Origin of the sequence: Actinomycetospora sp. CA-084318 (genome assembly GCF_050955885.1) — a bacterium.
Lineage (GTDB): Bacteria > Actinomycetota > Actinomycetes > Mycobacteriales > Pseudonocardiaceae > Actinomycetospora.
The window spans coordinates 3,417,783-3,442,040 of sequence record NZ_CP192098.1 but is presented as its reverse complement, the minus strand read 5'-3'; the positions used below and the strand labels follow the sequence as shown (position 1 = coordinate 3,442,040).

24 protein-coding genes are annotated in these 24,258 nt (G+C 73.4%); 9 read left to right on the top strand and 15 right to left on the bottom strand.

The genetic code is table 11. The annotated features are described in order from the left end of the window. Nucleotides 1–6 precede the first annotated feature (6 nt). Nucleotides 7–522, top strand: a complete 516-nt coding sequence (locus tag ACQPYX_RS16795; protein WP_433798460.1) for an isochorismatase family protein — start codon at nt 7–9, stop codon at nt 520–522. Here the strand turns inward: ACQPYX_RS16795 and mmsB are convergent. The 10 genes from mmsB to ACQPYX_RS16745 all read right to left on the bottom strand — a co-directional run bounded on the left by mmsB (nt 515) and on the right by ACQPYX_RS16745 (nt 12,379). Next, nucleotides 515–1,753, bottom strand: coding sequence for a multiple monosaccharide ABC transporter permease (mmsB, locus tag ACQPYX_RS16790; protein WP_433798459.1), 1,239 nt, complete (start codon nt 1,751–1,753; stop codon nt 515–517). The two genes, ACQPYX_RS16795 and mmsB, sit on opposite strands and share 8 nt — an antisense overlap. Next, nucleotides 1,750–3,267: a multiple monosaccharide ABC transporter ATP-binding protein gene (gene mmsA / locus ACQPYX_RS16785; protein WP_433803743.1), complete on the bottom strand. Its 1,518-nt coding sequence runs from the start codon at nt 3,265–3,267 to the stop codon at nt 1,750–1,752. Before mmsA ends, mmsB begins: the two co-directional genes overlap by 4 nt. 112 nt (nt 3,268–3,379) lie before the next feature. Then, a complete protein-coding gene (chvE, locus tag ACQPYX_RS16780; RefSeq protein WP_433798458.1) occupies nt 3,380–4,513 on the bottom strand; it encodes a multiple monosaccharide ABC transporter substrate-binding protein in 1,134 nt (377 codons plus the stop codon). 203 nt (nt 4,514–4,716) lie between these two features. Beyond that, nucleotides 4,717–5,880 (bottom strand): xylose isomerase, encoded by a 1,164-nt coding sequence (xylA, locus tag ACQPYX_RS16775; protein ID WP_433798457.1) that lies wholly within the window; start codon nt 5,878–5,880, stop codon nt 4,717–4,719. A 73-nt stretch (nt 5,881–5,953) separates the two neighbouring features. After that, a complete protein-coding gene (locus tag ACQPYX_RS16770) occupies nt 5,954–6,973 on the bottom strand; it encodes a LacI family DNA-binding transcriptional regulator (RefSeq protein ID WP_433798456.1) in 1,020 nt (339 codons plus the stop codon). Between the two features lie 19 nt (nt 6,974–6,992). Further along, a complete protein-coding gene (locus ACQPYX_RS16765) occupies nt 6,993–7,865 on the bottom strand; it encodes an SMP-30/gluconolactonase/LRE family protein (RefSeq protein ID WP_433798455.1) in 873 nt (290 codons plus the stop codon). Beyond that, on the bottom strand, nt 7,862–9,280 hold the full coding sequence (locus tag ACQPYX_RS16760) for an aldehyde dehydrogenase family protein (protein ID WP_433798454.1): 1,419 nt from the start codon (nt 9,278–9,280) through the stop codon (nt 7,862–7,864). Before ACQPYX_RS16760 ends, ACQPYX_RS16765 begins: the two co-directional genes overlap by 4 nt. After that, on the bottom strand, nt 9,277–10,278 hold the full coding sequence (locus ACQPYX_RS16755) for a zinc-dependent alcohol dehydrogenase (protein ID WP_433798453.1): 1,002 nt from the start codon (nt 10,276–10,278) through the stop codon (nt 9,277–9,279). The genes ACQPYX_RS16760 and ACQPYX_RS16755 overlap by 4 nt, the downstream gene beginning before the upstream one ends. Beyond that, the gene (locus ACQPYX_RS16750; RefSeq protein ID WP_433798452.1) at nt 10,275–11,435 is read right to left on the bottom strand and encodes a mandelate racemase/muconate lactonizing enzyme family protein; all 1,161 of its coding nucleotides are present in this window, start codon (nt 11,433–11,435) and stop codon (nt 10,275–10,277) included. The genes ACQPYX_RS16755 and ACQPYX_RS16750 overlap by 4 nt, the downstream gene beginning before the upstream one ends. Further along, nucleotides 11,432–12,379 carry a U32 family peptidase gene (locus tag ACQPYX_RS16745; RefSeq protein ID WP_433798451.1) on the bottom strand — a complete coding sequence of 316 codons (948 nt, stop codon included), beginning with the start codon at nt 12,377–12,379 and terminating at the stop codon, nt 11,432–11,434. Before ACQPYX_RS16745 ends, ACQPYX_RS16750 begins: the two co-directional genes overlap by 4 nt. A gap of 405 nt (nt 12,380–12,784) precedes the next feature. On the opposite strand from ACQPYX_RS16745, the gene ACQPYX_RS16740 reads away from it, so the two are divergent. After that, nucleotides 12,785–13,603, top strand: coding sequence for an acyl-CoA thioesterase domain-containing protein (locus ACQPYX_RS16740; RefSeq protein WP_433798450.1), 819 nt, complete (start codon nt 12,785–12,787; stop codon nt 13,601–13,603). Here the strand turns inward: ACQPYX_RS16740 and ACQPYX_RS16735 are convergent. After that, nucleotides 13,557–14,165 carry a TetR family transcriptional regulator gene (locus tag ACQPYX_RS16735; protein WP_433798449.1) on the bottom strand — a complete coding sequence of 203 codons (609 nt, stop codon included), beginning with the start codon at nt 14,163–14,165 and terminating at the stop codon, nt 13,557–13,559. The genes ACQPYX_RS16740 and ACQPYX_RS16735 overlap by 47 nt on opposite strands. A 100-nt stretch (nt 14,166–14,265) precedes the next feature. Here ACQPYX_RS16735 and ACQPYX_RS16730 point away from each other — a divergent pair, with 100 nt between their 5' ends. The 4 genes from ACQPYX_RS16730 to ACQPYX_RS16715 all read left to right on the top strand — a co-directional run bounded on the left by ACQPYX_RS16730 (nt 14,266) and on the right by ACQPYX_RS16715 (nt 16,442). Continuing rightward, nucleotides 14,266–14,571: a muconolactone Delta-isomerase gene (locus tag ACQPYX_RS16730; protein WP_433798448.1), complete on the top strand. Its 306-nt coding sequence runs from the start codon at nt 14,266–14,268 to the stop codon at nt 14,569–14,571. A gap of 38 nt (nt 14,572–14,609) precedes the next feature. After that, nucleotides 14,610–14,993, top strand: a complete 384-nt coding sequence (locus ACQPYX_RS16725) for a hypothetical protein (protein ID WP_433798447.1) — start codon at nt 14,610–14,612, stop codon at nt 14,991–14,993. Further along, nucleotides 14,990–15,604 carry a TetR/AcrR family transcriptional regulator gene (locus ACQPYX_RS16720; RefSeq protein ID WP_433798446.1) on the top strand — a complete coding sequence of 205 codons (615 nt, stop codon included), beginning with the start codon at nt 14,990–14,992 and terminating at the stop codon, nt 15,602–15,604. The genes ACQPYX_RS16725 and ACQPYX_RS16720 overlap by 4 nt, the downstream gene beginning before the upstream one ends. A gap of 196 nt (nt 15,605–15,800) precedes the next feature. Then, complete coding sequence (locus ACQPYX_RS16715) at nt 15,801–16,442, top strand: transglycosylase family protein (protein ID WP_433798445.1); 642 nt, start codon at nt 15,801–15,803, stop codon at nt 16,440–16,442. Between the two features lie 4 nt (nt 16,443–16,446). Here the strand turns inward: ACQPYX_RS16715 and ACQPYX_RS16710 are convergent, their stop codons facing one another. Genes ACQPYX_RS16710 through ACQPYX_RS16700 form a run of 3 tightly spaced genes read right to left on the bottom strand, consistent with a single transcriptional unit; the run spans nt 16,447 to nt 19,637 of the window. After that, a complete protein-coding gene (locus ACQPYX_RS16710) occupies nt 16,447–18,354 on the bottom strand; it encodes an acetoacetate--CoA ligase (RefSeq protein WP_433798444.1) in 1,908 nt (635 codons plus the stop codon). A 54-nt stretch (nt 18,355–18,408) separates the two neighbouring features. Then, on the bottom strand, nt 18,409–19,023 hold the full coding sequence (locus ACQPYX_RS16705; protein ID WP_433798443.1) for a DUF5134 domain-containing protein: 615 nt from the start codon (nt 19,021–19,023) through the stop codon (nt 18,409–18,411). Further along, nucleotides 19,020–19,637: a TetR/AcrR family transcriptional regulator gene (locus tag ACQPYX_RS16700; RefSeq protein ID WP_433798442.1), complete on the bottom strand. Its 618-nt coding sequence runs from the start codon at nt 19,635–19,637 to the stop codon at nt 19,020–19,022. The genes ACQPYX_RS16705 and ACQPYX_RS16700 overlap by 4 nt, the downstream gene beginning before the upstream one ends. Before the next feature lie 83 nt (nt 19,638–19,720). On the opposite strand from ACQPYX_RS16700, the gene ACQPYX_RS16695 reads away from it, so the two are divergent. Together ACQPYX_RS16695 and ACQPYX_RS16690 are read left to right on the top strand one after the other, a co-directional pair. Further along, on the top strand, nt 19,721–19,870 hold the full coding sequence (locus ACQPYX_RS16695; protein WP_433798441.1) for a hypothetical protein: 150 nt from the start codon (nt 19,721–19,723) through the stop codon (nt 19,868–19,870). A 6-nt stretch (nt 19,871–19,876) separates the two neighbouring features. Continuing rightward, complete coding sequence (locus ACQPYX_RS16690) at nt 19,877–21,832, top strand: hypothetical protein (protein WP_433798440.1); 1,956 nt, start codon at nt 19,877–19,879, stop codon at nt 21,830–21,832. Between the two features lie 13 nt (nt 21,833–21,845). Here ACQPYX_RS16690 and ACQPYX_RS16685 read toward each other — a convergent pair whose 3' ends face one another. Beyond that, nucleotides 21,846–22,739 carry an FkbM family methyltransferase gene (locus ACQPYX_RS16685; protein ID WP_433798439.1) on the bottom strand — a complete coding sequence of 298 codons (894 nt, stop codon included), beginning with the start codon at nt 22,737–22,739 and terminating at the stop codon, nt 21,846–21,848. A 154-nt stretch (nt 22,740–22,893) separates the two neighbouring features. Between ACQPYX_RS16685 and ACQPYX_RS16680 the strand changes: the two genes are divergently transcribed. Beyond that, nucleotides 22,894–24,252, top strand: a complete 1,359-nt coding sequence (locus tag ACQPYX_RS16680) for an APC family permease (protein ID WP_433798438.1) — start codon at nt 22,894–22,896, stop codon at nt 24,250–24,252. Nucleotides 24,253–24,258 lie beyond the last annotated feature (6 nt).

The window sequence follows — 24,258 nt, the reverse complement described above, 5'->3', positions numbered from 1 at the left end:
CGATCCATGCCGGCGCTCACCGCGGAGGACTCGGTCCTGCTCGTCGTCGACCTCCAGCAGCGCCTGATGCCGGCGATCTCCGGCGCGCCGGAGGTGCTGCGCAACGCCGCGCGGCTGGTCCGGGCCGCGACCCGGCTCGACGTCCCGATGATCACCACCGAGCAGGACCCGACGAAGCTCGGCCCCACGGTGGACGAGATCGCGGACCTGCTGCCCGCACCGGCCGTCACGAAGTCGACCTTCGCGGCCGAGCTGGACCTGCCCCGACCGCATGCGGTGGTGTGCGGGTGCGAGGCGCACGTGTGCGTGCTGCAGACGGTGCTCGCGCTGCGGGCCGAGGGGCACGCGGTGGCGGTGGTGGCCGACGCGATCGGCAGCCGGGCCCCGGAGAACCGCGACGCCGCGGTCGCCCGGATGCGCGACCACGGCGTCGAGGTGGTGACCACCGAGATGGTGGTCTTCGAGTGGCTGGGCTCCAGCCGGAACCCCGCGTTCCGCGAGGTCCAGGCGCTCATCAGGTAGCCGAGCGCGCCCGCCGCTTGTTCCAGACGTCGAAGGCGACGGCGAGCAGCAGCACCAGGCCCTTGACCACCGACTGCAGCGACTGGTCGACACCCATCAGCTGCATGCCGTTGCTCATCACCGCCATGATCAGACCGCCGACGAGCGCGCCGACCACGGTGCCCACCCCGCCGGTCACCGCCGCACCGCCGATGAACGCGGCCGCGATCGCGTCGAGCTCGAACATGTTGCCCGCCGCGGGCTGGGCGCCGTTCGAGCGGGCCGAGTAGATCACCCCGGCGACGCCCGCGAGGAAGCCCATGTTGACGAAGATCCAGAAGGTGACCGACTTCGCCTTCACCCCGGAGAGCTGGGCCGCCGCGAGGTTGCCGCCGATCGCGTAGACGTGCCGGCCGAACACGGTCCGCCGGGTCAGCAGGCCGTAGGCCAGGACCAGCACGGAGAGGATCACCAGCACCACCGGCAGGCCGCGCGAGGTGGCGAGCTGCCAGGCGAACGCGAGCACGACGAGGCCGACCGCCACCACGCGTGCGACGAACAGCGGGAACGACTCCACCGGCTGGTGGTCGGCGACCCGGGCCACCCGCGTGCGGTACGACGCCACCGCATAGCCGACGACGCCGATCACCGCGATGAGCAGCGTGAACGTGTCGTACCCGTAACCGCCGAGCAGGCCGTTGAGGAAGCCCCCGGCGATGTTCTGGTACTCGGCCGGGAACGGCGAGAGCGAGATGTTGCCCAGCACCTCGAGCGTCAGCCCGCGGAAGAGCAGCATGCCCGCGAGGGTCACGATGAACGCCGGGATCCCGACGTAGGCGACCCAGATCCCGTGCCACACCCCGACGAGCAGGCCCACGCCGATCGCGGCGACCACCCCGACCCACCACGGCAGCCCCTGCTGGATCACCAGGATCGCCGAGACGGCACCGGTGAGCGCGACGACCGAGCCCACCGACAGGTCGATGTAGCCCCCGACGATCACGATCACCATGCCGATCGCGAGCACCAGGATGTAGGAGTACTGCAGGACGATGTTGGTGACGTTGGTCGGCGAGAGCGAGACGCCCCCGGTGAGGATCGCGAACAGCGCCACGATGGCGACGAACGCGATGTAGATGCCGCTCTGGCGCAGGTTGCGGGTGAACAGCGTCCGCAGGTCGTTGGTGCCGGAGTGCAGCGCCGCGGCGGCGGGCTTCTCCTCGGGCTCGGTCTTGGGGAGGGTGCTGGTCATGCCGCCGCGCCTGTCTCCTCGGTCATGAGGGCCATGAGCCCCTCCTGGGTCGCGTCCGCGACGGCCACCTCGCCGGTGATCCGTCCCGCGGACAGGGTGTAGATCCGGTCGCAGGTCCCCAGCAGTTCCGGCAGCTCGGAGGAGATCACCAGGACCCCCTTCCCGTCCGCCACGAGCTGGTTGATGATCGTGTAGATCTCGTACTTCGCGCCGACGTCGATGCCGCGGGTGGGCTCGTCGAGGATGAGGACGTCGGGCTCGGTGAACAGCCACTTCGCCAGGACGACCTTCTGCTGGTTGCCGCCGGAGAGGGTGTTCACGGCGCGCGTGACGCCCGAGGTCCGGATGTTGAGGTCCTGACGGAACCGCTCCGCGACGCGCCCCTCCTCGTCGCCGTCGACCCAGCCCCGCCGCGAGAGCCGGGACAGGCCGGCGGCGGAGATGTTGTGCCGGACGTCGTCGATGAGGTTGAGGCCGTAGTGCTTGCGGTCCTCGGTGACGTAGGCGATCCCGGCGTCGATCGCCTCGCTGACGGTGCGGGTCGAGACCTCGCGGCCGCGCACCGCGACCCGGCCGCTGACGTCGCGACCGTAGGAGCGCCCGAAGACGCTCATCGCGAGCTCGGTCCGCCCGGCGCCCATCAGCCCGGCGATCCCGACGACCTCGCCCGCGCGCACCGTCAGGGAGGCCTTCTCGACGACGAGGCGGTCCTGGGTCGGGTGCCGGACCGTCCAGTCCTCGAGCCGGAGGATCTCCTCCCCCGGACGGCTCGTGCGCTCCGGGTAGAACGAGGCGAGGTCGCGGCCGACCATGCCGCGGATGATGCGGTCCCGCGGGGCCGGCTCGTCGGCGATCGTGAAGGTCTCGACGGTGCGCCCGTCGCGGATGACGGTGGTGCGGTCGGCGATGCCGACCACCTCGTCGAGCTTGTGCGAGATGATGATCGCGGTGACGCCGCGCTCGCGGAACCGGCGGAGCAGGTCCAGCAGGTGCGCGGAGTCGGTGTCGTTCAGTGCCGCGGTCGGCTCGTCGAGGATGAGCAGCCGCACGTCCTTGGCCATCGCCTTGACGATCTCGACGAGCTGCTGCTTCCCGACGCCGAGCCGCCCGACCGGCGTCGTCGGGCTCTCCTCGAGGCCCACCTCGGCGAGCAGGGCCGCCGCCTCGCGGTTCGTCGCGGCCCAGTCGACCAGGCCGAACCGGCCGCGCCGCTCGTGGCCCAGGAAGATGTTCTCCGCGATCGACAGGTGCGGGACGAGCGCGAGCTCCTGGTGGATGATCACCACCCCGCGGCTCTCGCTGTCGCGGATGCCGGCGAACCGGGCGGGCTCGTCGTCGAGGACGATCTCGCCGTCGTAGCTGCCGGCCGGGTGCACCCCGGAGAGCACCTTCATCAGCGTCGACTTGCCGGCGCCGTTCTCGCCGCAGATCGCGTGGATCTCGCCGCGCCGCACGTCCAGCGAGACCTCCGCGAGCGCCGTGACGCCGGGGAAGGTCTTCGTGATCGACCGCATCTCGAGGATCACGTCGTCAGCCACCGGGCCTCCAGGCGGTGGTCGGGCCCCCGGTCCGGGCCGGTGCCGCGGGGGGCACGGCAGCGACCCGGACCGGGAGTCGGGGGGAGGGTCAGCTGCTCTGGCCCTTGGCGATCTCGTCGGGCGTGTAGTAGCCCGTGTCGACGAGGACCGGGGTGATGTTGTCCCGGTAGACCGTCTGCACGGGCAGCAGGAACGACGGCACGACCTTGACGCCGTTGTTGTAGCTCGTCGTGTCGTTGGGCTGCGGGGTCTGGCCCGACAGGAACGACTTCGAGGCGTTCACGGCCTGCTCGGCGAGCTTGCGGGTGTCCTTGAAGATCGTCGAGCTCTGCACACCGGTGGAGATCAGGTTGACCGAGGCGATCTCGGCGTCCTGCCCGGTGACGGTGGGCAGCGGCTTCGCGGGCGTGCCGTAGCCGGCGTTCTGCAGCGCGGTGATGATGCCGCGGGAGATGCCGTCGTAGGGCGAGAGCACCCCGTTGATCACGGTGCCGTCGGCGTAGGACGAGGTGAGCAGGTCCTCCATGCGCTTCTGGGCGGTCTCCTGCTGCCAGCGCAGGATCGCGATCTGCTCCAGGGCGGTCTGGTTGCTCTTCACCACGAGCGTGCCGTTGTCGATCAGCGGCTTCAGCACCGACATCGCGCCGTTGTAGAAGTACAGCGCGTTGTTGTCGTCGATCGAGCCGCCGAACAGCTCGATCACCGACGGACCCTGCTTCGGGCCGGGCTGGCCGTTCTCCTGCTTGTAGCCCAGCCCCGTCAGCAGCGCGTTCGCCTGCGCCACGCCGACCTGGAAGTTGTCGAAGGTGACGTAGAAGTCGACGTTCGGGGTGCTGCGGATCAGCCGGTCGTACGCGATGACCTTGATGCCCTGCGACGCCGCGGCCTGCAGCTGGCTGGAGAGCGCCGTGCCGTCGATCGCGGCCACGATGAGCAGCTTCGCGCCCCGGGTGATCATCTGGTCGATCTGCTGGGACTGCGTGGGGATGTCGTCGTTCGCGTACTGCAGGTCGACCTGGTAGCCGGCCTGCTGGAGCTGCTGGCGGACGTTGTTGCCGTCGGCGATCCAGCGCTCGGAGGTCTGGGTCGGCATCGCGACGCCGACCAGGGTGTCGGCGGGCGCCGCGGTCTGTCCGCCGCCGGCGTTACCGGCACCCGCTCCCCCGCCACCGCAGGCGGCGAGGCCGAGGGCCAGCACCAGCCCCACGGCCACCGCGCTCATCCTTCTCCACACGGGCGTTCTCCTCCTCGAGACGCGGCGCACCGGGCGCTCTGCGGTTCATCGCGGGCCCGTCGGCGCCGCGCTGTTAACGCTAACAACCTCTGCCTGCGATGGGAATCACGCCTGCCGTTTTGGTCACGAGTTTGACGCTTCGCGACCAGCGTCGTCGCGTAGCGTCAACGGGCGTTGCCGGGAGACCCGGCTCAGCGGGCCCCGGTGAGGTGCTCGAGCGCGAGCTGGTGCAGCCGGACGAAGCCGTAGCCGCGGTCGGCGGCCGCAGCCGCCTCGCCCAGGTCGGCCGGGTCGCCGACGAGGTCCTGCCACGTCTCGCCGGAGCCGAGCGTCGGTGTCGCGAGGTCGTCGACGCCGGCCGCGGCACGGGCGGCGACGACCTCCGGGTCCGCGCGGAAGGCGGCGGCCCGCTCGCGCAGCACCAGGTAGGTGCGCATGTTCGCGCTCGCGGAGTCCCACACCCCGCCCATGTCCTCGGTGCGCGAGGGCTTGTAGTCGAAGTGCCGCGGCCCGTCGTAGCCGGCGGTCTCGAGCAGGTCGACCAGCGCGAACGCGTTGAGCAGGTCGCCGTGGCCGAACACCAGGTCCTGGTCGTACTTGATGCCGCGCTGACCGTTGAGGTCGATGTGGAAGAGCTTGCCCGCCCACAGCGCCTGCGCCACGCCGTGCGCCATGTTCAGTCCGGCCATCTGCTCGTGCCCGACCTCGGGGTTCACCCCGACCATGTCGCCGTACTCGAGCTCGGCGATGAAGGCCAGAGCGTGCCCGACGGTGGGCAGCAGGATGTCCCCGCGCGGCTCGTTCGGCTTGGGCTCGAGCGCGAAGCGCAGGTCCAGGCCGCGCTCGCGGACGAACACGCAGCAGGTGTCGACCGCCTCGCGGTAGCGGTCGAGAGCGGCCCGGACGTCCTTGGCGGAGTCGTACTCGGCGCCCTCGCGGCCGCCCCACATGACGAAGGTCCGCGCGCCCAGCGACGCCGCGAGCTCGATGTTCGCCAGCACCTTGCGCAGCGCGAAGCGGCGCACCGCCCGGTCGTTGGAGGTGAACCCGCCGTCCTTGAACACGGGGTGCGAGAAGAGGTTGGTGGTCACCATCGGCACGGTCAGGCCGGTCTCGGCGCAGGCGTCGCGCAGGCGGGCGACCTGCCGGTCGCGGGTGGCGGCGTCCGCGCCGAACCCGACCAGGTCGTCGTCGTGGAAGGTCAGGCCCCAGGCACCTCGCTCGGCGAGCCGGTGCACGGCCTCGACCACGTCGAGGGCGGGTCGGGTGGGCTCGCCGAACGGGTCGGCGGCGCGCCAACCGACGGTCCAGAGGCCGAACGAGAAGCGATCGGCCGGGGTGGGCTCGAGCGACACGGCAGCTCCTTCGCAGCACCGGGAGGGGTCGTCCGGACGCTACGCAAGCAGGTGAACGCTAACAACGCCCCTGTCAGCTGGCGGAAGGCGGCGCGGCCACGCTCGCGCGCGGCACCAGCACGGGGGCGACGTGGCGGTGGAGACCGACCGCCCCCTCGTCGTCGGGATCCGAGAGCAGCAGGTCGAGCGCCTCGCGGGCCACCGCTTCGAAGTCCGGGCGCAGCGTGGTCAGCGGCGGCACCAGGTGCGCGCTCGCCGGCACGTCGTCGAACCCGACCACGCTCACCTCGCCCGGGACGTCGCGCCCGAGGTCGTGCAGCGCGTGCAGCAGACCGGTGGCGAGACCGTCGTTCGCGGTGAAGACCGCGGTGACCTCCGGCATGCGCCCCAGGAACTGCCCGGCCTGGTACCCCGCGTCGGGGCTCCAGTCGCCGGGCACGATCGGCGGGGGCTCGATGCCGGCGTCGCGCAGGGCCGCCGCCCAGCCACGGGCCCGACCCGTCGCGTCGAACCAGTCGGTGGGGCCGCCGACGTGCCAGACGGTGCGGTGGCCCGCGGCGAGCAGGTGCTCGGTCGCGAGCCGGGCGCCGAGCTCCTGGTCGACGGTGGCCATGGGGCGGTCGTCGGCGGGGTCGCCGTCGACGGTGACCAGCGGGACGTCGCCGCTGACCTCGTCGAGGGCCCCGGCGACGTCGGCGACCGGCGCGATGACCACGACGCCCGCCACCCGCGCGTCCAGCAGCTTCGTGACCGCCTCGGTGACCTGCCCGGCGACGTGCTCGCGGACGCGCACCACGCTGATCCCGAACCCGGCGACGCCGGCCTGCTCCTCGAAGGCGGCGAGCAGCGAGACCGGACCGAACAGCGTGGAGCGGGGTGCGACGATGCCGAGCACCTGGTCGCGCCCGGTCACGAGCGTGCGGGCGGCGCGGTTGGGCCGGTAGCCGAGCTGCTCGATGGCCGAGCGCACGCGGGCACGGGTGGTGTCCTTGACGTTGGGGTGCTCGTTCAGCACCCGCGAGACGGTCTGGTGGGAGACCCCGGCCAGGCGCGCCACGTCGAACATCGACGGACCGCGTACCGCCTTCGCCACCGGATCACACTAGCGGGGCTCAGCCGGCGAACTCGGCGACGGGACGGCCCGCCACGCCGGGGTCGACGGCGAACAGGGCACCCGCGAGCGGCTCGGGGTCGGCGGCGCCCTGGCGCGAGGTGGTGATCACGAGGCGGTCGAGGCACGGCCCGGCAAAGGTGCACGCCGTCACCCGCGAGACCGGGACCTCGACGACGGTGTCCAGCACGCCGTCGGGGGTGTAGCGGTGCACCGCTCCCCCGCCCCAGAGCGCCACCCACAGGGCGCCCTCGGCGTCGAGCGCGATCCCGTCCGGCCACCCGGGGGCGTCGGTGACGACGACGGCGGGGCGCCGGTCGTGCAGGCCCGCCGCCCCCGCTTCGGGGTCGACGTCGACGGCGTCGACCCGCCCGGTCGGGGTGTCCACGTAGTACGCCAGCCGCCCGTCCGGGGTGAACGCGAGGCCGTTCGAGATGGTCACCCCGTGCAGCGCGGGCTCCGCGACGAGGTCGGGGCCGAGCCGGTAGAGGGTCCCGCCGCCCGGGCGCTCGTCGTAGGCCATGGAACCGCACCAGAACGCCCCGGACGGGTCGCAGCCGCCCTCGTTCATCCGCACGCCGGGGTCGTCCCACAGCGCCCCGAGGTCGCGCTCGCGGGCGAGGGAGTCGTCGAGCAGGACGAAGCCGCGCTCGTCGGCGAGCACGGTGCCGCCGCCGCGCCGGGGACGGAAGGCCGCGGCGACCGTCCCGACCCGTCGTCGGGACACCGACCCGCCCTCGCCCAGCTCGAGGACGTCGCCCGCGAGCATGTCCACCCAGCGCACCCCGGCGAACGAGGGGTGCCAGACCGGCCCCTCGCCGTGCTCGGCGACCGGGCCGGTCAGCGGCTCCGCGGCCAGGGTGCGCACCGTCATCCGTCCTCCCTGCGGACCAGGCCGAGCGGGTTCGCGCGGCGCAGCGCGGGCGGCAGCAGCGCGTCCGGCACGTCCTGGAACGCGACCGGCCGCAGGAACCGCCGGATCGACGTGGTGCCGACCGAGGTGAACGAGCCGGTCGCCGCCGGGTACGGCCCGCCGTGCTGCTGGGCGTGCGAGACGGCGACCCCGGTCGGCCAGCCGTTCCACAGCACCCGGCCGGCGAACCCCGCCGCGATCCGGACCAGCTCGCCCGCCACGGCCTCGCCCGGCTCCCCGTGGACGGTCGCGGTGAGCTCGCCGACGAAGTGGCGGGCGACGACCAGCAGCTCGGCCTCGTCGCGGTACCGCACCACCAGGGAGGTCGGGCCGAAGCACTCCGCGGCGAGGGCCTCGGGGTCGGCGAGCAGCGTGGCGGCGTCGACCGTGAGCAGCGCCGGGTCCTCCGGGCCGGCGCCGCGTACCAGCACGCGCACCGCGGGGTGGCCGACGAGGGCGGTCCGGGCCGCGCCGTGGGCGTCGCGGATCCGGTCGTCGAGCATCGGGGCGGCGGCGCGCGCCCCGGCCCGCCGGGTCGCCTCGGCCACCAGATCGTCGCCCGCGGGCGAGGCGGGGACGAACAGCAGACCCGGCTTCGTGCAGAACTGTCCGGCGCCGAGCAGGTAGGAGTCGACGAACCCGCCCGCGACCGTCTCCGCGCGGGCCCGCGCCGCCGCGGGGGTCACGAAGACCGGGTTGACGCTGCCCATCTCCGCGTAGAACGGGATCGGCCGCGCCCGGGCGGCCGCGACGTCGGCCAGCGCCCGGCCGCCCGCGGGCGACCCGGTGAACGCGCCCGCGGCGATCCGCGGGTCGCGCAGGGCGGTGACTCCCTCGTCGACGCCGGACACGAGCCCCAGCGTGCCCGCCGGGGCGCCCGCCGTCGTGATGGCCTCCTGCGCGAGCGCCGCGACGCGGGCGGAGAGCGCCGGGTGGCCGGGATGGACCTTCACGACGACGGGGCAGCCCGCCGCCAGGGCCGCGGCGGTGTCGCCGCCGAGCACGGAGAACGCGAACGGGAAGTTGCTCGCCGCGAACACGAGGACGGGGCCGACCGGCACGAGCACGCGACGCAGGTCGGGGCGCCCGCCCGCGGGCCAGGAGGGGTCGGCGGCGTCGACGATCGGCTCGAGGGCGTCGGCGGCCGCGTCGCCGAGCAGGCGGAGCTGGAAGGTGGTGCGCGCCAGCTCCCCCCGCAGGCGGGCCTCGGGCAGGTGCGACTCCGTGCCGGCGAGCCCGACGAGCTCGTCAGCCGCGGCGTCGAGGGCGTCGGCGACGGCCGCCAGGACCCGTCGTCGGGACCCCGGGGTGGCGTCGGCCCACCAGCCCGCGGCGTCCGCGGCGGCGGCGATCGGGTCGGTGAGGGTGGTCGTCATGGGTGCAGTAGGACCTTCCCGACGGGGAGGACGGCGTCCGGGCCGAGCACCCGGGGCGCGTCCTCGAGGACGAACTCGTCGCTGATCAGGGGCAGGGGGCGCAGGCGCCCGTCGGCGAGCGCGGCGACCGCGTCCGACCAGGCCCGGGAGGGCGCGCCGAAGACAGTGTGAACCGAGACGGCGGCGGCGACGAGCTCCGCCGGCGGGATCGGGTCGTCGACGCCGCCGTTGAGCCCGGCGAGGACGACGCGCCCGCCGCGGCGGGCCAGGGTGACCGCCAGCCGACCGGTACCGCGGGCGCCCGCCGTCTCGAGCACGAGGTCGAACCCGCCGCGCCGCCGGGCGGCCTCCTCGGGAGTGGCCACCTCGGTGGCACCGGAGGGTCCGGCCGCGGGCCGGGGCCGGGGGTCGACGACGAGCAGTATCGCGGGGCTGACGGCGGCGAGGAGCTGGGTCGCGAGCAGCCCGAGCGTGCCGCCCCCGACGACCGCGACCCGCTCCCCCGGCTCCGGCGCCGCCCGGCGCACCGCGGCCGCCATGCAGGCCGCGGGCTCGATGAGCGCAGCGGCCCGGAGGTCGGCGTCGTCGGGCAGGACGTGCAGCAGGCGGGCCGGGAGGCGCAGCTCGTCGGCGCACGCGCCGGGGCGGGTGAAGCCGGTCTCGTCGTACCCGGCGAGGCAGAGGTTGGTCTCGCCGCGGCGGCACGCGGAGCACTCCCCGCAGTAGCGGAAGCCCTCCCCGACGACCGGCCGGTGCAGCAGGCGCGGATCGGTGCCCGGTCCGAGCTCGACGACCGTGCCCGACCACTCGTGCCCGGGCACCACCGGGTAGCGGACGAAGGCGGGGTCGCGGGTCCCGGCGAGCAGCTCGTGGTCCGAGCCGCAGATGCCGACGTGGGCGACGCGGACGCGCGCCTCGCCGTGGCGCAGCGGACCGTCGTCGGCGGCCCGGGCGACGTGCAGGTCGCCGGGTCGCGGGACGACGAGCGCCCTGGTCACGGGCGGGCGCCCTCCCGCTTCTCCCAGCCCTCGCGGAACAAGTCGAAGTACGCCCCGGTCGAGGGGTGTGCGGCGACGAAGTTCAGGTCGAGCTCCACCCCGAGCCCGGGCGCGGTGGGCAGGGCGAACGCGCCGTCCACCACGGGCGGGCAGCCGGGCGCGGCCTGCTTCACGTGCTCGTCGGCGAAGTCGTTGAAGTGCTCCTGGATCATGAAGTTCGGGGTGCACGCGGCGAGGTGCAGGTTGGCCGCGGTGAGCACCGGACCACCGACGTTGTGCGGGGCGATCAGCGTGTAGTGCGTCTCGGCGGTGGCGGCGAGCTTGCGGGTCTCGGCGATCCCGCCGAGGTGGCCGATGTCGGGCTGGATGACGTCGACCGACCGGTTCTCGAAGATCTCGCGGAACTCGACGCGGTCGTGGATGCGCTCGCCGGTGGCGATCGGGATGTCGGTGTGCGCGGCGACCTGGGTCAGGGCGGAGAGGTTGGCCGGCGGGACCGGCTCCTCGATCCACGACGGGTCGACGCCGGCGTCGGTCAGCATGGCCGCGATGCGGATCGCCTCGGAGGGGGCGAACCGGCCGTGCATCTCGATCAGGATCTGCACGTCGGGGCCGACGGCCTCGCGCACGGCGGCGGCGAGCGCGACGCAGTGCCGGCGCTCCGCGGGCTCGAGCTGCCACTGGCCGGGGCCGAACGGGTCGAACTTGAGGGCCCGGTAGCCGCGGTCGACGACCGTCCGCGCCGCCCCCGCGAACTCCTCGGGCGTGCGCTCGACGGTGTACCAGCCGTTCGCGTACGCCGGGATCGACTCACGGACCTTGCCGCCCAGCAGCCGCCACACCGGCTGCCCGAGGGCCTTCCCGACGATGTCCCAGCACGCCATCTCCACGCAGGCGATGCCGGACATGACGATCTCGCCGGCCCGGCCGTAGTCGCCGTACTTCATGCGCTGGACGAGGGCCTCCAGGTCGAACGGGTCGTGCCCGACGACGTGGCGGGGCCCGGCCTCGGCGAGGTAGCCGCCGAGGGCGGCGGTGTGGCCCAGCATGCGGGTCTCCCCCACGCCGGTCAGGCCCTCGTCGGTGTGCAGGACGACGAACGTCAGGTCGCGCCACGGCGTGCCCAGGACGTGGGTCTCGACGGCGGTGATCTTCATCGGTCGGTCTCCGTCTGCTCGAGGACCGGCACGCCGAGCCCGGGTGCCGGGAGGGACGAGGTCTTCGCGTCAGGCATGAGCTCGCCGAGGAGCTCGAGCCCGATCTGCGCACGCCGGACCCGTTCGCGGGCGAGCGCGGTCGTCAGCGGCTCGTTGTGCGTGCCGCTCGGGTAGATCGGCGGCGAGTTGCGCAGGCCGAACTTGAGGTAGATCGGGGCGGCGACCCGCACGAGCTCGGCGATCTCGTAGTGGCGGACGAGCCCGCCCTGGTCGTCGGGCGACTCGACGTAGACGTCGATCGGGACGTCGATCGCGGCGCGGATCGCGGCGAGCTGGCCGAGGGTGAGGTCGGTCGGCACGTTGTAGGTGTCGGCGCCGAGGGTCTGGGCCAGGCGGACCGAGACGGGGTTGGAGAAGCCCATCTGCACGCTGACCTTGAACTGCAGGTCCCGCGGGAGCAGGCCCGCCCGCCGTGCCCGGTGCGCGATGTCGAGCACGCCGGCGTCGGTGATCAGGACGCTGCGGATGCCGTTCCGGGCACTGCGCTCCATGTCGGCGAGGTTCTGCACGACCTGCTCGGCGCCTCGGGCCTGGGCGGCGAGCGCGCCTGCGCCGGAGGCGGACATCGCGGTGGACAGGTGCCAGCCGGTGAGGGGGCGGGCGAACAGGCTGACCTCGATCTGCCGGGCGGCGCCGAGGGCGGCCATCTCCCGGATCTCAGCGGCCGGCATGAGCAGCCCGCCACTGCCCTGGGAGACGCGGTGGACGCCGACCTCGCGGGCGTCGGCCTCCTCGAGCACGGCCTCCAGCACCCGCGGTCCCTCGACACTCGGGATCTCGACGCGGTACTGCGCGCCGTCGCTGAAGCGCTTGGTGCTGTCGGGAGCCTCGGCGTCGCTCGTCGCGAAGCCCTCCCCGGCCAGGAAGTCCCGGAACCGCTGCACGACGTTCCCCTCTCCGCTGGGCCGACGTGCAGATTGTTAACGCTCACATTAGCGCGGTCAAGGTTCGGGTCTGACCGAGAACCTTCACGGCTCGGCGCTGGGCGGCCATGTGATGTGCACGCTCACAGCCGGGTTACACCAGTGCACCTCCCGCGAGTGGTCAGCCACGCAGCTCCCAGGGCGCACGGGCCTGCGTGAGTGACCACTCGCGAACAGCCCACCCGCGCGGCATCCGCGAGTGGTCAGCCACGCAGCTCCCAGAGCGCGCCTGCCTGCGTCAGTGACCACTCGCGAACGGACCCGGCTCGTGCCGGTGCTCGACACGCTGCCGCCGGAGGTTCGCTCGGACAAGGATCTCGGGGTGCCGGGCCGAATGGCGGCGGACCGGCTGCGACGATCATCCGTGTGACCACGGACTTCACGGCGTTCTTCCGGGCCGACGGCGACGAGCTGACGCCGCTGCGACGGGCGACGAGCGGGTGGGGCGGGCCGGACGGTCCGGGCCAGGTGCGCGGGACGGCGGTCAGCGGCGTGCTCGCCCGGGGCGCGGAGCGCGCGGCAGCGCAGCTCGACGGGGCCGAGCGGTTCCGCCCGGTGCGCTGGAGCGTGGACCTCTTCCGGCCGGGCGGGATGGTGCCGAGCCGGGTGGAGGCCACCGTCGTTCGCGGTGGCCGGCGGCTGCGGCTGATCGACGTGGCGCTGGTGCAGGCGTCCGGGACGGTGGCGCGCGGGTCGTTGCTACTGCTCGCCACCGGCGGCCCGACGGCGGGCACGACGTGGACCGCGCCGCTACCCGCGGTGCCCCCGCCCCCGCCCGACGACCTCGTCCCGGACCCCGCCGAGCCGACGCTCTACCGCGCGGATGGCGGCTGGACCACCGAGCGTCGTCAGGAGAACGCGGCCCGGAAGGCGACCTGGTTCCCGGCCGCGCCGATCGTCGAGGGCGAGGAGCCGAGCGGGTTCGCGCACCTCGCCGCGATCGGCGACGCCGCCAACCTGACGTCGAGCTGGGGAACCCTCGGCGTGGAGTACATCAACGCCGATCTGACGCTCGCGATCGCGCGGGTCCCCGCGGCCGGAGAGGGGGTCGGGGTGGTCGCCGAGTCGCGCGTCGAGTCCGACGGCGTCGCCCTGGGCACCGTGACGATGTTCGACCGCCACGGTGCGCTCGGCACCGTCACGATCGCGACGCTGGCGAACGGTGACCAGGTGGTGCAGCCCTAGACGGCGGCGTCATCGTCCCGAGCGTCGACAGGAGCTCGTCACCGATCGCCGGCAGGTCCGCGTCCTCCGCAGCATCGAGCCACCGCTCGTAGGCGGTCGCGAACACCTGGATCCCCACCCGGGCGGCCAACCGGGCGACTGCCTCGTCGACGCCCCGCTGCGCGAGCGCACCGGCCACCGCGACCGCCATGGCCTCCTGCTTCATCAGGTCGCGTTCCCGCAGCTCCGGACTGGCGGCGATGACGGCCTGCCGCTCGCGCAGCGACGAGCGTGGGGCGAGGCTCTCCCAGTCGACCCCCGACAGCACCCGGACCACGACGCGGAGCGGGTCCGCGACGTCGGGCGCCTGGAGGAGACCCTCGACCAGGGTCGCCCGCAGCGCGTCGGCGTCGGCGAACAGGACCTCCCGCTTGTCGGGGAAGTAGCGGAAGAACGTGCGGTTCGTGACCCGGGCCCGTCGCGCGATCTCGACGACGCTGGTCGCTTCGAAGCCCTGCTCGCGGAACAGCTGCAGCGCCGCCGCCACCAGGCGTTCCTCGCTGCCCTGCTCCCACCGCGGCACGGTCCTGACGATAGCGGTGATGACACACGATGACATCAGGACTAGCGTGATGTCACGGCGCGACATCACATCGGACGCGCCCCCGAGGACGGAGAACGCCGTGGACTACCTCGTCACCGCCACGCCGACCGGCGGCCTGCTCGAGCTACCCGCCGAGGACCGGGACGCCCTGATGAGCAGGGAACGTCAGGTCGCCACGGAGCTCATCCGCGCCGGCGTGATCACCTGGATGTGGCGGCTCCCGGACAGCGTGACCACCGTGGCGATCTGGAGCGCCGCGAACGCCGAGGACCTCGACGCCCACCTCCGCTCGTTGCCGGTGTTCCCCCACAACACGCTCGAGATCACCCCCCTGACGTTCCATCCGGCCTTCCCCGCTCCCCTGGGGACGGCCGCTTCGTCGTGACCTTGCTGTTGGCCACTCGGTCAGTAACTATTGACCATATGGCCAACAATGCTCTCGGCACGACCTCCCGACTCGTCGGGCTCTACGTGGTCATCGCACTCGCGACGGTGGTCGCGGTGGCGGTGCTCGCGACGACCGCACCCGACCTGGCTCCCTCCGAGGCCTGGGGCCACGCGGTGATCGTCGCGGTGTTCGCGGTCCTGCTGCCCCTGCGCCTGCGAGCCGCACGGGCCGGGAGCCGACGGGCCCTCACGGCCGTCGTCGTGATCGCGACCGTCCTCGCGCTGGTGAACCTCGTCGAGGCGTTCCTGCCGGCCTTCCCCGACTGGATGCGCCTGGAGATGGTCGCGATCGCCGTGCTGATGGTGGCGGTCGGGGTCCTCGCCGGCCGGGCACGGAGGCGGAGGAGCATGGCCGGGTGACGGCGGACCCGGCCCCCGTGCGGCGGCAGCGGTTGAGCGAGGACGAGCGGCGCTCCCAGATCCTGGCCGCGACGATCGCCGTCGTCGCGGGCCAGGGCTACGAGCAGGCCTCACTCGCCCGGATCGCCGAGCAGGCCGGGGTGTCGAAGGGTCTCGTGTCCCACTACTTCGGGTCCAAGGAGGACCTGATGGCCCTCGCGGCCCGGGAGGCCGTGCGGATCGTCCGGGAGGCGGTCGCCGCCGAACTCGACCTCGCCGCGCCCGTACCGGAGGTCGTCCGCTCCGCGCTGCGCCGGGCCGCCCACCTGCGCACCACCCACCGCGAGCCGGTGGCCGCCCTCGCGGGGATCCTGGCCAATCTGCGGTCTCCGGACGGGTCGCCGCGGCTGAGCCTCGCCGACTACGAGGACTCCTACCGGGCCCAGGAGGTGCTGTTCCGGCGCGGCCAGGCCGAGGGCACGCTGCGTCCGCTGGACCCGCGGGTCATGGCGGTGACGTACCAGGGCGCGATCGACAGCATGCTCGGGTACGCCGAGGCCCACCCCGACACCGACCTCGACCGGTACGCCGACACCCTCGCCGACCTCCTCCTCGGCGGGTTCGGGGTCTGACCGGGCCGCTCGCCGCAGCCGGTGTGCGCCGAGCGGATCTCCCTGAGGCAGCAACGAGGCAACCGGCTGCGCGCGCTGCGCCCTTCGGCCGCGCCGTCGGTCGTCGGTCGCGTCCCGGGCGCCCGTGGGCGCAGCCGGGCGGCCCGGGCTCTCAGGATGGCCCGGGCGGCACAGGTCGCCTTCCTACCGTGCGCGCGTGCCCAAACACCGCGCTCCCCGCGCCACCAGCTCGCTCCGCCGGACCGTGGTCGCCAGCACCACCGGGCCCCTGGCTCTCGCCGCCCTCGGAGCGGTCGCCGCCCCCGCCGCCCAGGCCGCGCCGTCGGTGAACTGGGACGCGATCGCGCAGTGCGAGTCGTCGGGCAACTGGGCCGCGAACACCGGCAACGGATTCTCCGGCGGTCTGCAGTTCACGCCGTCGACCTGGAAGGCGTTCGGCGGCACGGGGCAGGCCCACAACGCGTCCCGCGAGGAGCAGATCGCGGTGGCCGAGCGCGTCCTGGACGGGCAGGGCATCGGGGCGTGGCCGGTGTGCGGGAAGAAGGGCGGCACGCCCTCGTCCGGGTCGTCGTCCGGCTCGTCCTCCGGGAAGACCACGAAGGCGAGCACGGAGGACACCTCGACCGCGAAGCGCTCGAAGGCCCCCGAGCGCAGCTCCTCTTCGAGCAAGCAGGCCACGAGCGGCGGCTACACGGTCAAGGCCGGGGACACCCTCTCCTCGATCGCCGGCACGCAGGGCGTCGCCGGCGGCTGGCGCTCCCTGGCCGACGCCAACCCCGACATCGCCACCAGCCCGGACCTGATCTTCCCCGGTCAGTCGCTCACGATGCCGGGCTGACGGCTCATCGCGCCCGCTCCGCGAAGGCGGTCAGCGCGGACGGGTCGTCGACGGCCCCGGGGCTCGCGACCTCCTCGACCGGCCGACCCCGCAGGATCTGCTTGACCGGCTTCTCCAGCTTCTTGCCCGTCATGGTGCGGGGGACGGCGGGGACGGCCTCGATCACGTCGGGCAGGTGGCGCGGCGAGAGCTCGGACTTCAAGGCTTCCCGGATCCGGCCGAGCAGCCCGTCGTCGAGCTCACCTCCCCCGGCGACGACGACGAAGAGCAGCAGCTCCCCCGGGCCGCCGTCGGAGGCCTCGAGGTGGACGACGAGCGAGTCGGCGACCTCCGGGAGCTCCTCGACGACGCTGTAGAACTCGGCGGTGCCCAGCCGGACGCCGCCGCGGTTGAGGGTGGCGTCCGATCGGCCGGTGATGACGAAGCTGCCCCGGGAGGTGCGGATCGCCCAGTCGCCGTGGCGCCAGACGCCGGGGAACTCATCGAAGTAGGACTCGCGGTAGCGCTCGTCGCCGGGGTCGTTCCAGAACCGGACCGGCATCGACGGCATCGCACGACGGATCACCAACTCCCCCACCTGGTCGACGACCTCGCGGCCGGACTCGTCGAGGACGGTGACGTCGACGCCGAGGCACGGCCCGGCCAGCTCCCCGCGGTACACCGGCAGCCACGGGTTGCCGGCGACGAAGCCGGAGCAGACGTCGGTCCCGCCGCTCATCGAGTTCACGAGCACCCCGTCGCCGAGCTGCTCGGCGGCCCAGTCGAAGCCGTCGTCGGGCAGGGGCGAGCCGGTGATCCCGAGCAGCCGCAGCGACGACAGGTCGCGCCCCGACCGTGGCTCGATCCCGGCCTTGCGGCAGGCCATCAGGTAGGCGGGGCTGGTGCCGAGGTGGGTCACGCGCGCGTCGGCGGCGATCGCCCACTGCGCGGTGAGGTCGGGGTACAGGAAGTTGCCGTCGACCAGCACGATCGCCGCCCGGCACAGCAGGCCGGAGACGAGGATCGGCCACATCGTCCACGCCGTCGTCGTGAACCAGCAGAAGCGGTCGCCGGGGCGGAGGTCGAGCGCCAGGGAGTGGTTCTTGAGGTGCTCGAGCAGGATGCCGCCGTGCCCGTGCACGATCGCCTTGGGCAGCCCGGTGGTGCCGGAGGAGAACAGCACGGTGAGCGGGTGGTCGAACGGCACCGGCTCGAAGGCGAGCTCCCCCGGCTCGGCGAGCAGGTCGTCCCAGCCCAGGGCGTCGGGGACCTCCGCGGTGCCGTAGGGGACGGCCACGACGTGGCGCACCGTCGGCAGTCCCGCGCGGATCGTCGCGACGTCGGCGGTCTTGTCGATCGGCTTGTCGCCGTAGACGTAGCCGCCGATGGTCAGCAGCACGGTGGGCTCGACCTGGGCGAAGCGGTCGATGACGCTGCGGGCGCCGAACTCCGGGGCGCACGCGGCCCAGATCGCGCCGAGCGACGCGCAGGCGAGGTAGGCGACGACGGCCTCGGGGATGTTGGGCAGGAAGCCGACCACCCGGTCGTCGCGCCCGACGCCGAGCCGCTGGAGGCCCGCCCGGCACCGCGCGACCCGGTCGGTGAGCTCGCCGTAGGTCAGCTCCTGCTTCGCGCGGGTCTGCGAGTAGGCGACGACGGCGGTCTCCTGCGCATCGCCCCGGAGCAGGTGGGAGGCGTAGTTGATCGCGCTGCCCGGGAACCAGGTCGCGCCGGGCATCTCCCGGCTCGCCAGCACCTCGTCGGAGAGGCCCTCGACGCCGAAGTGGTCGCGGATCGCGCGCCAGAACCCGTCGAGGTCCTCGACCGACCAGCGGTGGAGCTCCTCGTAGGAGGCGAACCTCCGGTCCAGTCCCGCCAGGAACTCCCCCAGGGCGGTCCCGTCGAGAGGGCCGGCGTCCCGGATCACGGTCATCGGCTCACGCTCCGTTGCGACGTCGGTCGGACCGGATCATCGTGCCCCGCGCCGCTACCCCGTGGCGAGCAGCATCGCGACCATGCCGACGTCCATGACGACGTGCGGGACGGTGCCGATCCGCAGGGTCCGGACGTCGGCGCGCGGCGGCGCCGTCCTGGGCCCGGCCGGGACCGGCACCGGCGTGGGGGCCAGGGCGAGGTGCGGCGCGAGCAGCACGATCAGGCTCGTCGCGACGGCGTCGAGGGCGAACAGCACCGCGAGCAGCCAGGCCACCGCGCCGGGACCCGCGTGCCCGGACATGTCCATCCCCACCATGTCCGTGCCGGCCGGGTGCCCGGCGAACTCGGCGTAGAGCATCGCCGCGGCCGCGACGAGGTGGAACAGGTGGGCGGGTCGTGCCGCTGCGGGCCCACGGACGAGCAGGACCGCGAAGCTCAGAGCGAGGGCCCCGAGCACGGCGAGAGCGCCCACGCGAACGATGCCGGTCCACCACGCCGTGAGCATCAGCGCCATGACCAGGTTCATCACGAGGTGACCGGTCTCGGCGCTCCGTCCGGTCACGTAGCGGTCGACGCTGCGACCGCGGAGCAGCTGGTGGGAGCTCACGGCGGCCGCGACGAGCAGCGCGACCAGCAGCAGCCGGTCGAGCACGGGCGACCCGGTCACGACGACGTCCCGGACGCTCCCGGGACGTCGCGCGCCCCGAGCTCCGCGAGCGCGTCGATCACCGCGTGCCGCTCGAGCGGGAGCTCGCCGCCCAGCCACGCGCAGAGGACGTCGGTGGTCCCCGCGATGACGTGCCGGGCCGCGAGCCGGGCCAGCGGATCCGCCCGGTCCCCCCGGAACACGTTCGCGAGCCAGAACTCGGCGTAGCGCTCGAACGTGCGGTCCCGGTGCGGGCGCAGGGTGCGGTCGCCGGCGGCCTCGACGTAGAGCCGGGCGAGGCGCAGGTCGTCCGCGAGCAGGGCGGTGAGTTCCCCGATCGCCGCCCGGGAGCGGTCGAGCCGCGTCGGCCCGGCGACGAGCAGCGCGGCGACGATCCGGCGGTTGACGGAGCGGAAGAACTCCTCGAGCACGGCGACGAGCAGGGCGTCGCGGTCGGCGAAGCTCTCGTAGAAGTACCGCTTCGTCAGGCCGGCCCGGGCGCAGACCTGTTCGACGGTCACCGCCGCCGCCCCCCGCTCGACGACGACGTCGAGGCACGCCTCGCGCAGCTGCCGGTCGCGTCGGCGGCGGCGCTCGTCGGCGCTGAGGCCGCGGTAGAGCCGGGTGTCCGTCACGTCCCCATGTTGACACGCCTGCGTTCCAGTTGGTCAGATGTCATCTGACACAGCGACGTATCAGATTCAGCGGGAGGCGCGCCATGGCGTGCTGCGTGGCGGCGGGGCTGCTCATCGCCTTCGTCCGCAGGCAGTGGTTCCGCCTGCTCCCGGGCCGTGCCCCGGAGCAGGCCGCGTTCGCCCCGCCCGCCCGTCGCGAGGCACCGACCACGACCACCGTCAGGAAGGCCTGAGACGACATGAGCGCCGCCGAGATGTCGGGACCGGTGACCGGAACCGCGTCGACCGGACGGCCCGGCGACCGCCGGGTCTCCCTCCAGCTGCCCGACGTAGCCGCCCTCGGGCCGGTGACCGCGCGCCGGATGCGGCGCGCGGTCGCCGTCTACGCGGTGTTCTGGGTGCTCGGGTCGCTCCCCGGGTGGCTGGGCGCCGGTCCCGCACTGACGGCGGCCGGGCTCGGGCTCGTCCTGCCCGGGGGCGGATTCCTCTACGGCGGCTCCCCCGTGCTCGCCGCAGTGACGCTGCTCGTGTTCCTGCTGGCGCTGATCACCTGGTGGTTCGCCGGTCCGGTCGTCCTCCCGCCGGTCGTCTGGGTCGTGACGGCCGGCCTGTCGGCGCTCGCCGTCGACCCCGCCGAGGTCGTGCCCGCGGCCCGCGTCGTCGTTCCGGCCGCCGTGGTGGTGCTGCTCGTGGCGGCGGTCGTCGTGCACCGGCTGCGGCACGCCGCCCAGCGACGCACCCGGGAGCGGCTCAACGCCGAGCTGGCCCGCGCCGACGTCGTCATCACCGGGCCGCCGGCGCTTCCGAGCGACCTCCCCGTCGCCGAGAGCTCCGCCGACGACCTCGCGCACCTGCGCTACGCGCTGGACATGGCCCTGCAGCCCGTGGCGGAGTTCCGCGGCTTCACGATCCTCGACCAGTACCGCGAGGCCGCCCTGCGCTACCAGCTCACGGCGCTGTGCAACGGCGTCGCGATGTCGCAGTTCACGCGGACCCCGGCGTTCTCCGGGTACGTGGCCGAGGCGCAGCGCAACGCGATCGAGAAGGTCCTGCTGCGGCGGGTGTGGGGCTACTGGCGCACCGAGAACCTCTGGGGCAACCTCTCGACGAACCGCGACCCGCTCGACACCGACGAGAACATCATGCTCTCGGGCTGGCACGGCACGATGGTCGGCGCGTACTCGGTGCTCAACGACGACCGCTACTCCGCGCCCGGCGGCCTGACCTACCGCTGGTCCGACGACGAGGCCTACGCCCACGACTTCCACGCCCTCGCCGGGCAGATCCACCGCAGCATGCTCGCCTCGGACTACGCGCTGATCCCGTGCGAGCCGAACTGGATCTACACCGTCTGCAACACGTTCGGCATCAACACGCTGCTCGCGCACGACGCGGTGCACGGCACGACCTTGTTCGACGACGTGCGCGACCGGCTGCACCACTCCTACGAGCACGAGTTCCTGCGCCCGGACGGGCGCATCGTCGGGGTCCGGGCCCGCCACCTCGGCCTGTCCTGGAACTTCTGGGCGGGCGCCGCGGTGCAGCTCAACACCACGTTCTGGCTGCACGCCGGGTTCCCCGACCTCGCGCAGCGCGCCTGGTGGCTGCTGCGCGAACGCGAGCTCGACACCACCGACGGGCTGCCCGCCCTCCCCCTCGGCGTGGTCTCGCGCCTCGACCCCGGCAACTACACGCTCGGCCGCGACACGCTCGGGCTGATCGGGATCACGATGGCCGCCCGCGAGGTCGGTGACGAGGAGACCGCGGCCGCCGCCGCGGCACGGCTCGCCGACCGCGAGCCGGTCGAGGAGCGCCACGGCGCCCGCCGCTACGCCGACTCCTCACCGCTGGTCAACTTCTACGGCGTGCTCGGGCGCTTCGGGCGCCGCAGCGGCCTGCGCGACCTCCTCGCCCACGGCGCCGTCCCCGAGGCCTGGCGCACCGGCCCGCGGCTGGCCGAGGTCGCCTACCCCGACGTGCTCGTCGCCCGCGCCGTCACCGACGGCCACGCCCTCGACCTCGTCCTGCGGCCCGGCGACGGCCCGGTCCGAACGACCCTCGCCGTCGACCGGCTCGTCCCCGGGCGGACCTACACCGCACTCGGCACCGGCGTCGACACGGTGACCGCGGACGACGCCGGTCGGGCCCTGCTCGAGGTCGACCTGGGTGCCCGGCACGAGGTCCGGTTGCACTGAGCCGGACCCCGGCTCAGCGGGTGCGGCGCCAGAAGCTGTTGTAGGGGGTCAGCTTGTCGACGAAGGTCCAGCCGGTGGCCTGGAGGTACCCGACGACGGCGTGGTCGACGAAGTCCTCCACCAGCAGCAGCGCCTCCGCCGCACCCGTCGTCGTCGCGAGGGCGCCGTCGAGGGCGGGGACCTCGTAGCCCTCGACGTCGAGCTTCAGCACGACGACGTCGTCGGTGCGGACCGCGGGTCGCTCGGCCAGGGCGGCGTCGACGGTCGTCACCGCGACCTGCTCGCGGCGCGCGCCTCCGACGAGGTCGGCGCGGACCCCGCTGCTGCCCGGCTCCTCGGCGTCGAAGGTGAGCACGAGCCGGTCCACCGACCCGTCTCCGCAGGCGGCGCGCACCCGGTGCACGCGGTCGGCGACGCCGTTGAGCTCGACGTTGTGGGCCAGCAGGTCGTGCGAGTCGTAGGCGGGCTCGAAGGCGACGACCGTGACCGCGGGGTCGTGCCGCGCGACGGTGACGGTGTAGGTCCCGAGGTCGGCACCGATGTCGAGGAAGGTGACCGCGCGGCCGGCGGCGCGGTAGCGGTCGAGCTCGGCGAGCAGCCGGTCGACGTCGGGGCGCTCGAAGGCGGGCGACGCGCACGCCGCGTCGATGGTGCCGGGGCGCACGGCGAAGCGACCGAAGCGGGAGTCGACCTCGTCGATGCCCAACCCCCGCATCGGGGCGGGCCGACGCCCGGCGGCCCGCGCCATCGAGTACGACCACTCGTAGGCGGCGAGTCGCAGCCGGTGCGAGCGGACGTCGGTGACCATCCCGAGGGTCTTGTCCCGCACGTAGGAGGCGACGAAACGGGCCCGGTCACGGCGCCGGAAGCCGAACGGACGCGACGGAGCCGGCAACGAGGTCGTCATACGCCGAATGTCGCAGGCTGGTGCGGTAGCCGTTAGGCCGTTCGCGTGAGCAGCACCCGGTCGGGTGGTGCACGGGCCCCGTCGTTGGGACGAACGGACCGCCGGTCACGTCGATGAAACAGACATACGGGGCACATCGTGTGACGATGCCCGGATGGCTGACGCCCCCGCAGAGCCGGCGACCGCGCCGCACGCGACCAAGCTGAAGCGCACGGTCGGCACCGTCCTGCTCTTCTTCTTCATCGTCGGCGACACCCTCGGCGCGGGCATCTACACGCTCGTCGGGACGATGGCCCAGGACGTCGGCGGCATGCTGTGGCTGCCGCTGGTCCTCGCGCTCGTCCTCGCCCTGCTGACCGCGGGCACGTACGCCGAGATGATCACGAAGTACCCGCACGCGGGCGGCGCGGCGCGCTACGCGGAGCGGGCCTTCAAGGTCCCGTTCGTGACCTTCGTGGTCGGCTTCTTCATGCTCTCCTCGGGCATCACGACCTCGGCCCTGCTCGCCAGCGCGTTCTCCGGGGACTACCTCTCCGAGCTGATCGACGTGCCCGCCGCCCCGGTGACCGTCGTCTTCCTGCTGCTGCTCATCGCGATCAACCTGCGCGGGGTGAAGGAGTCGCTCTCGGCGAACGTGGTGGCGAGCGTGATCGAGGTCAGCGGCCTCGTGCTCGTGATCGTCGTGGCGGCGATCGTGTTCGGCAGCGGCGGCGGCGACGTGGCCCGCATCCTCACCCCCTCCCCCGACCAGCCGCTGCTCTACGGCGCGTTCGCCGCGTCGGTGACGGCGTTCTTCTCCTTCCTCGGCTTCGAGGCGGCGGCGAACATGGCCGAGGAGGTCAAGGACCCGAGCCGGGCCTACCCGCGGGCGCTGTTCGGCGCGATCGGCACGGCCGGCGTGATCTACCTGCTCATCGCGCTGGGCTCGGCGATCGTGGTCGACCCGCTGCGGATGGCGGAGTCGACGGGCCCGCTGCTCGAGGTGATCACCGCCTCCGGGCTCGCGATCCCGGGCTGGCTGTTCTCGCTGATCGCCCTGGTGGCGATCGCCAACGGCGCCCTGCTGTTCATGGTCATGGCGAGCCGCGCGACCTACGGGCTGGCCGAGGCGGGTCTGCTGCCGTCGATCTTCGGCAACGTCGCGCCGACGCTGCGCACGCCGTGGGTGGCGATCCTCGTGGTCGGCGCGGCGACGATCGGCATGAGCTTCGTCGGCGGTATCGGGACCCTGGCCGACATGACCGTGCTGCTGCTGGTCTTCGTGTTCATCTCGACGAACATCTCGTGTCTCGTGCTGAAGAAGGACCGGGTCGACCACGCCCACTTCACGATCCCGCGGATCGTGCCGGTGCTCGCCGTGATCGCGAGCGTGGCGCTGCTGTTCCAGCAGTCGTCGGAGATCTGGCTGCTGGCGACGGTCTACCTCGCGGTGGGCACGGTGCTGTTCCTCGTCGCGCGCTTCAGCCGCCGCCGGTTCGACCAGGGGCCGCACGAGACGTCGTTGACGTTCTGAGGGCGC

What these genes read in the sequence shown, in the direction of transcription:
- ACQPYX_RS16795 (WP_433798460.1), top strand. Translation starts at nt 7, where the DNA reads ATGCCGGCGCTCACCGCGGAGGACTCGGTCCTGCTCGTCGTCGACCTC.
- mmsB (WP_433798459.1), bottom strand. Translation starts at nt 1,753, where the DNA reads ATGACCAGCACCCTCCCCAAGACCGAGCCCGAGGAGAAGCCCGCCGCC.
- mmsA (WP_433803743.1), bottom strand. Translation starts at nt 3,267, where the DNA reads ATGCGGTCGATCACGAAGACCTTCCCCGGCGTCACGGCGCTCGCGGAG.
- chvE (WP_433798458.1), bottom strand. Translation starts at nt 4,513, where the DNA reads ATGAGCGCGGTGGCCGTGGGGCTGGTGCTGGCCCTCGGCCTCGCCGCC.
- ACQPYX_RS16765 (WP_433798455.1), bottom strand. Translation starts at nt 7,865, where the DNA reads ATGACGGTGCGCACCCTGGCCGCGGAGCCGCTGACCGGCCCGGTCGCC.
- ACQPYX_RS16760 (WP_433798454.1), bottom strand. Translation starts at nt 9,280, where the DNA reads ATGACGACCACCCTCACCGACCCGATCGCCGCCGCCGCGGACGCCGCG.
- ACQPYX_RS16750 (WP_433798452.1), bottom strand. Translation starts at nt 11,435, where the DNA reads ATGAAGATCACCGCCGTCGAGACCCACGTCCTGGGCACGCCGTGGCGC.
- ACQPYX_RS16725 (WP_433798447.1), top strand. Translation starts at nt 14,610, where the DNA reads ATGGCCAACAATGCTCTCGGCACGACCTCCCGACTCGTCGGGCTCTAC.
- ACQPYX_RS16710 (WP_433798444.1), bottom strand. Translation starts at nt 18,354, where the DNA reads ATGACCGTGATCCGGGACGCCGGCCCTCTCGACGGGACCGCCCTGGGG.
- ACQPYX_RS16695 (WP_433798441.1), top strand. Translation starts at nt 19,721, where the DNA reads ATGGCGTGCTGCGTGGCGGCGGGGCTGCTCATCGCCTTCGTCCGCAGG.
- ACQPYX_RS16690 (WP_433798440.1), top strand. Translation starts at nt 19,877, where the DNA reads ATGAGCGCCGCCGAGATGTCGGGACCGGTGACCGGAACCGCGTCGACC.
- ACQPYX_RS16685 (WP_433798439.1), bottom strand. Translation starts at nt 22,739, where the DNA reads ATGACGACCTCGTTGCCGGCTCCGTCGCGTCCGTTCGGCTTCCGGCGC.
- ACQPYX_RS16680 (WP_433798438.1), top strand. Translation starts at nt 22,894, where the DNA reads ATGGCTGACGCCCCCGCAGAGCCGGCGACCGCGCCGCACGCGACCAAG.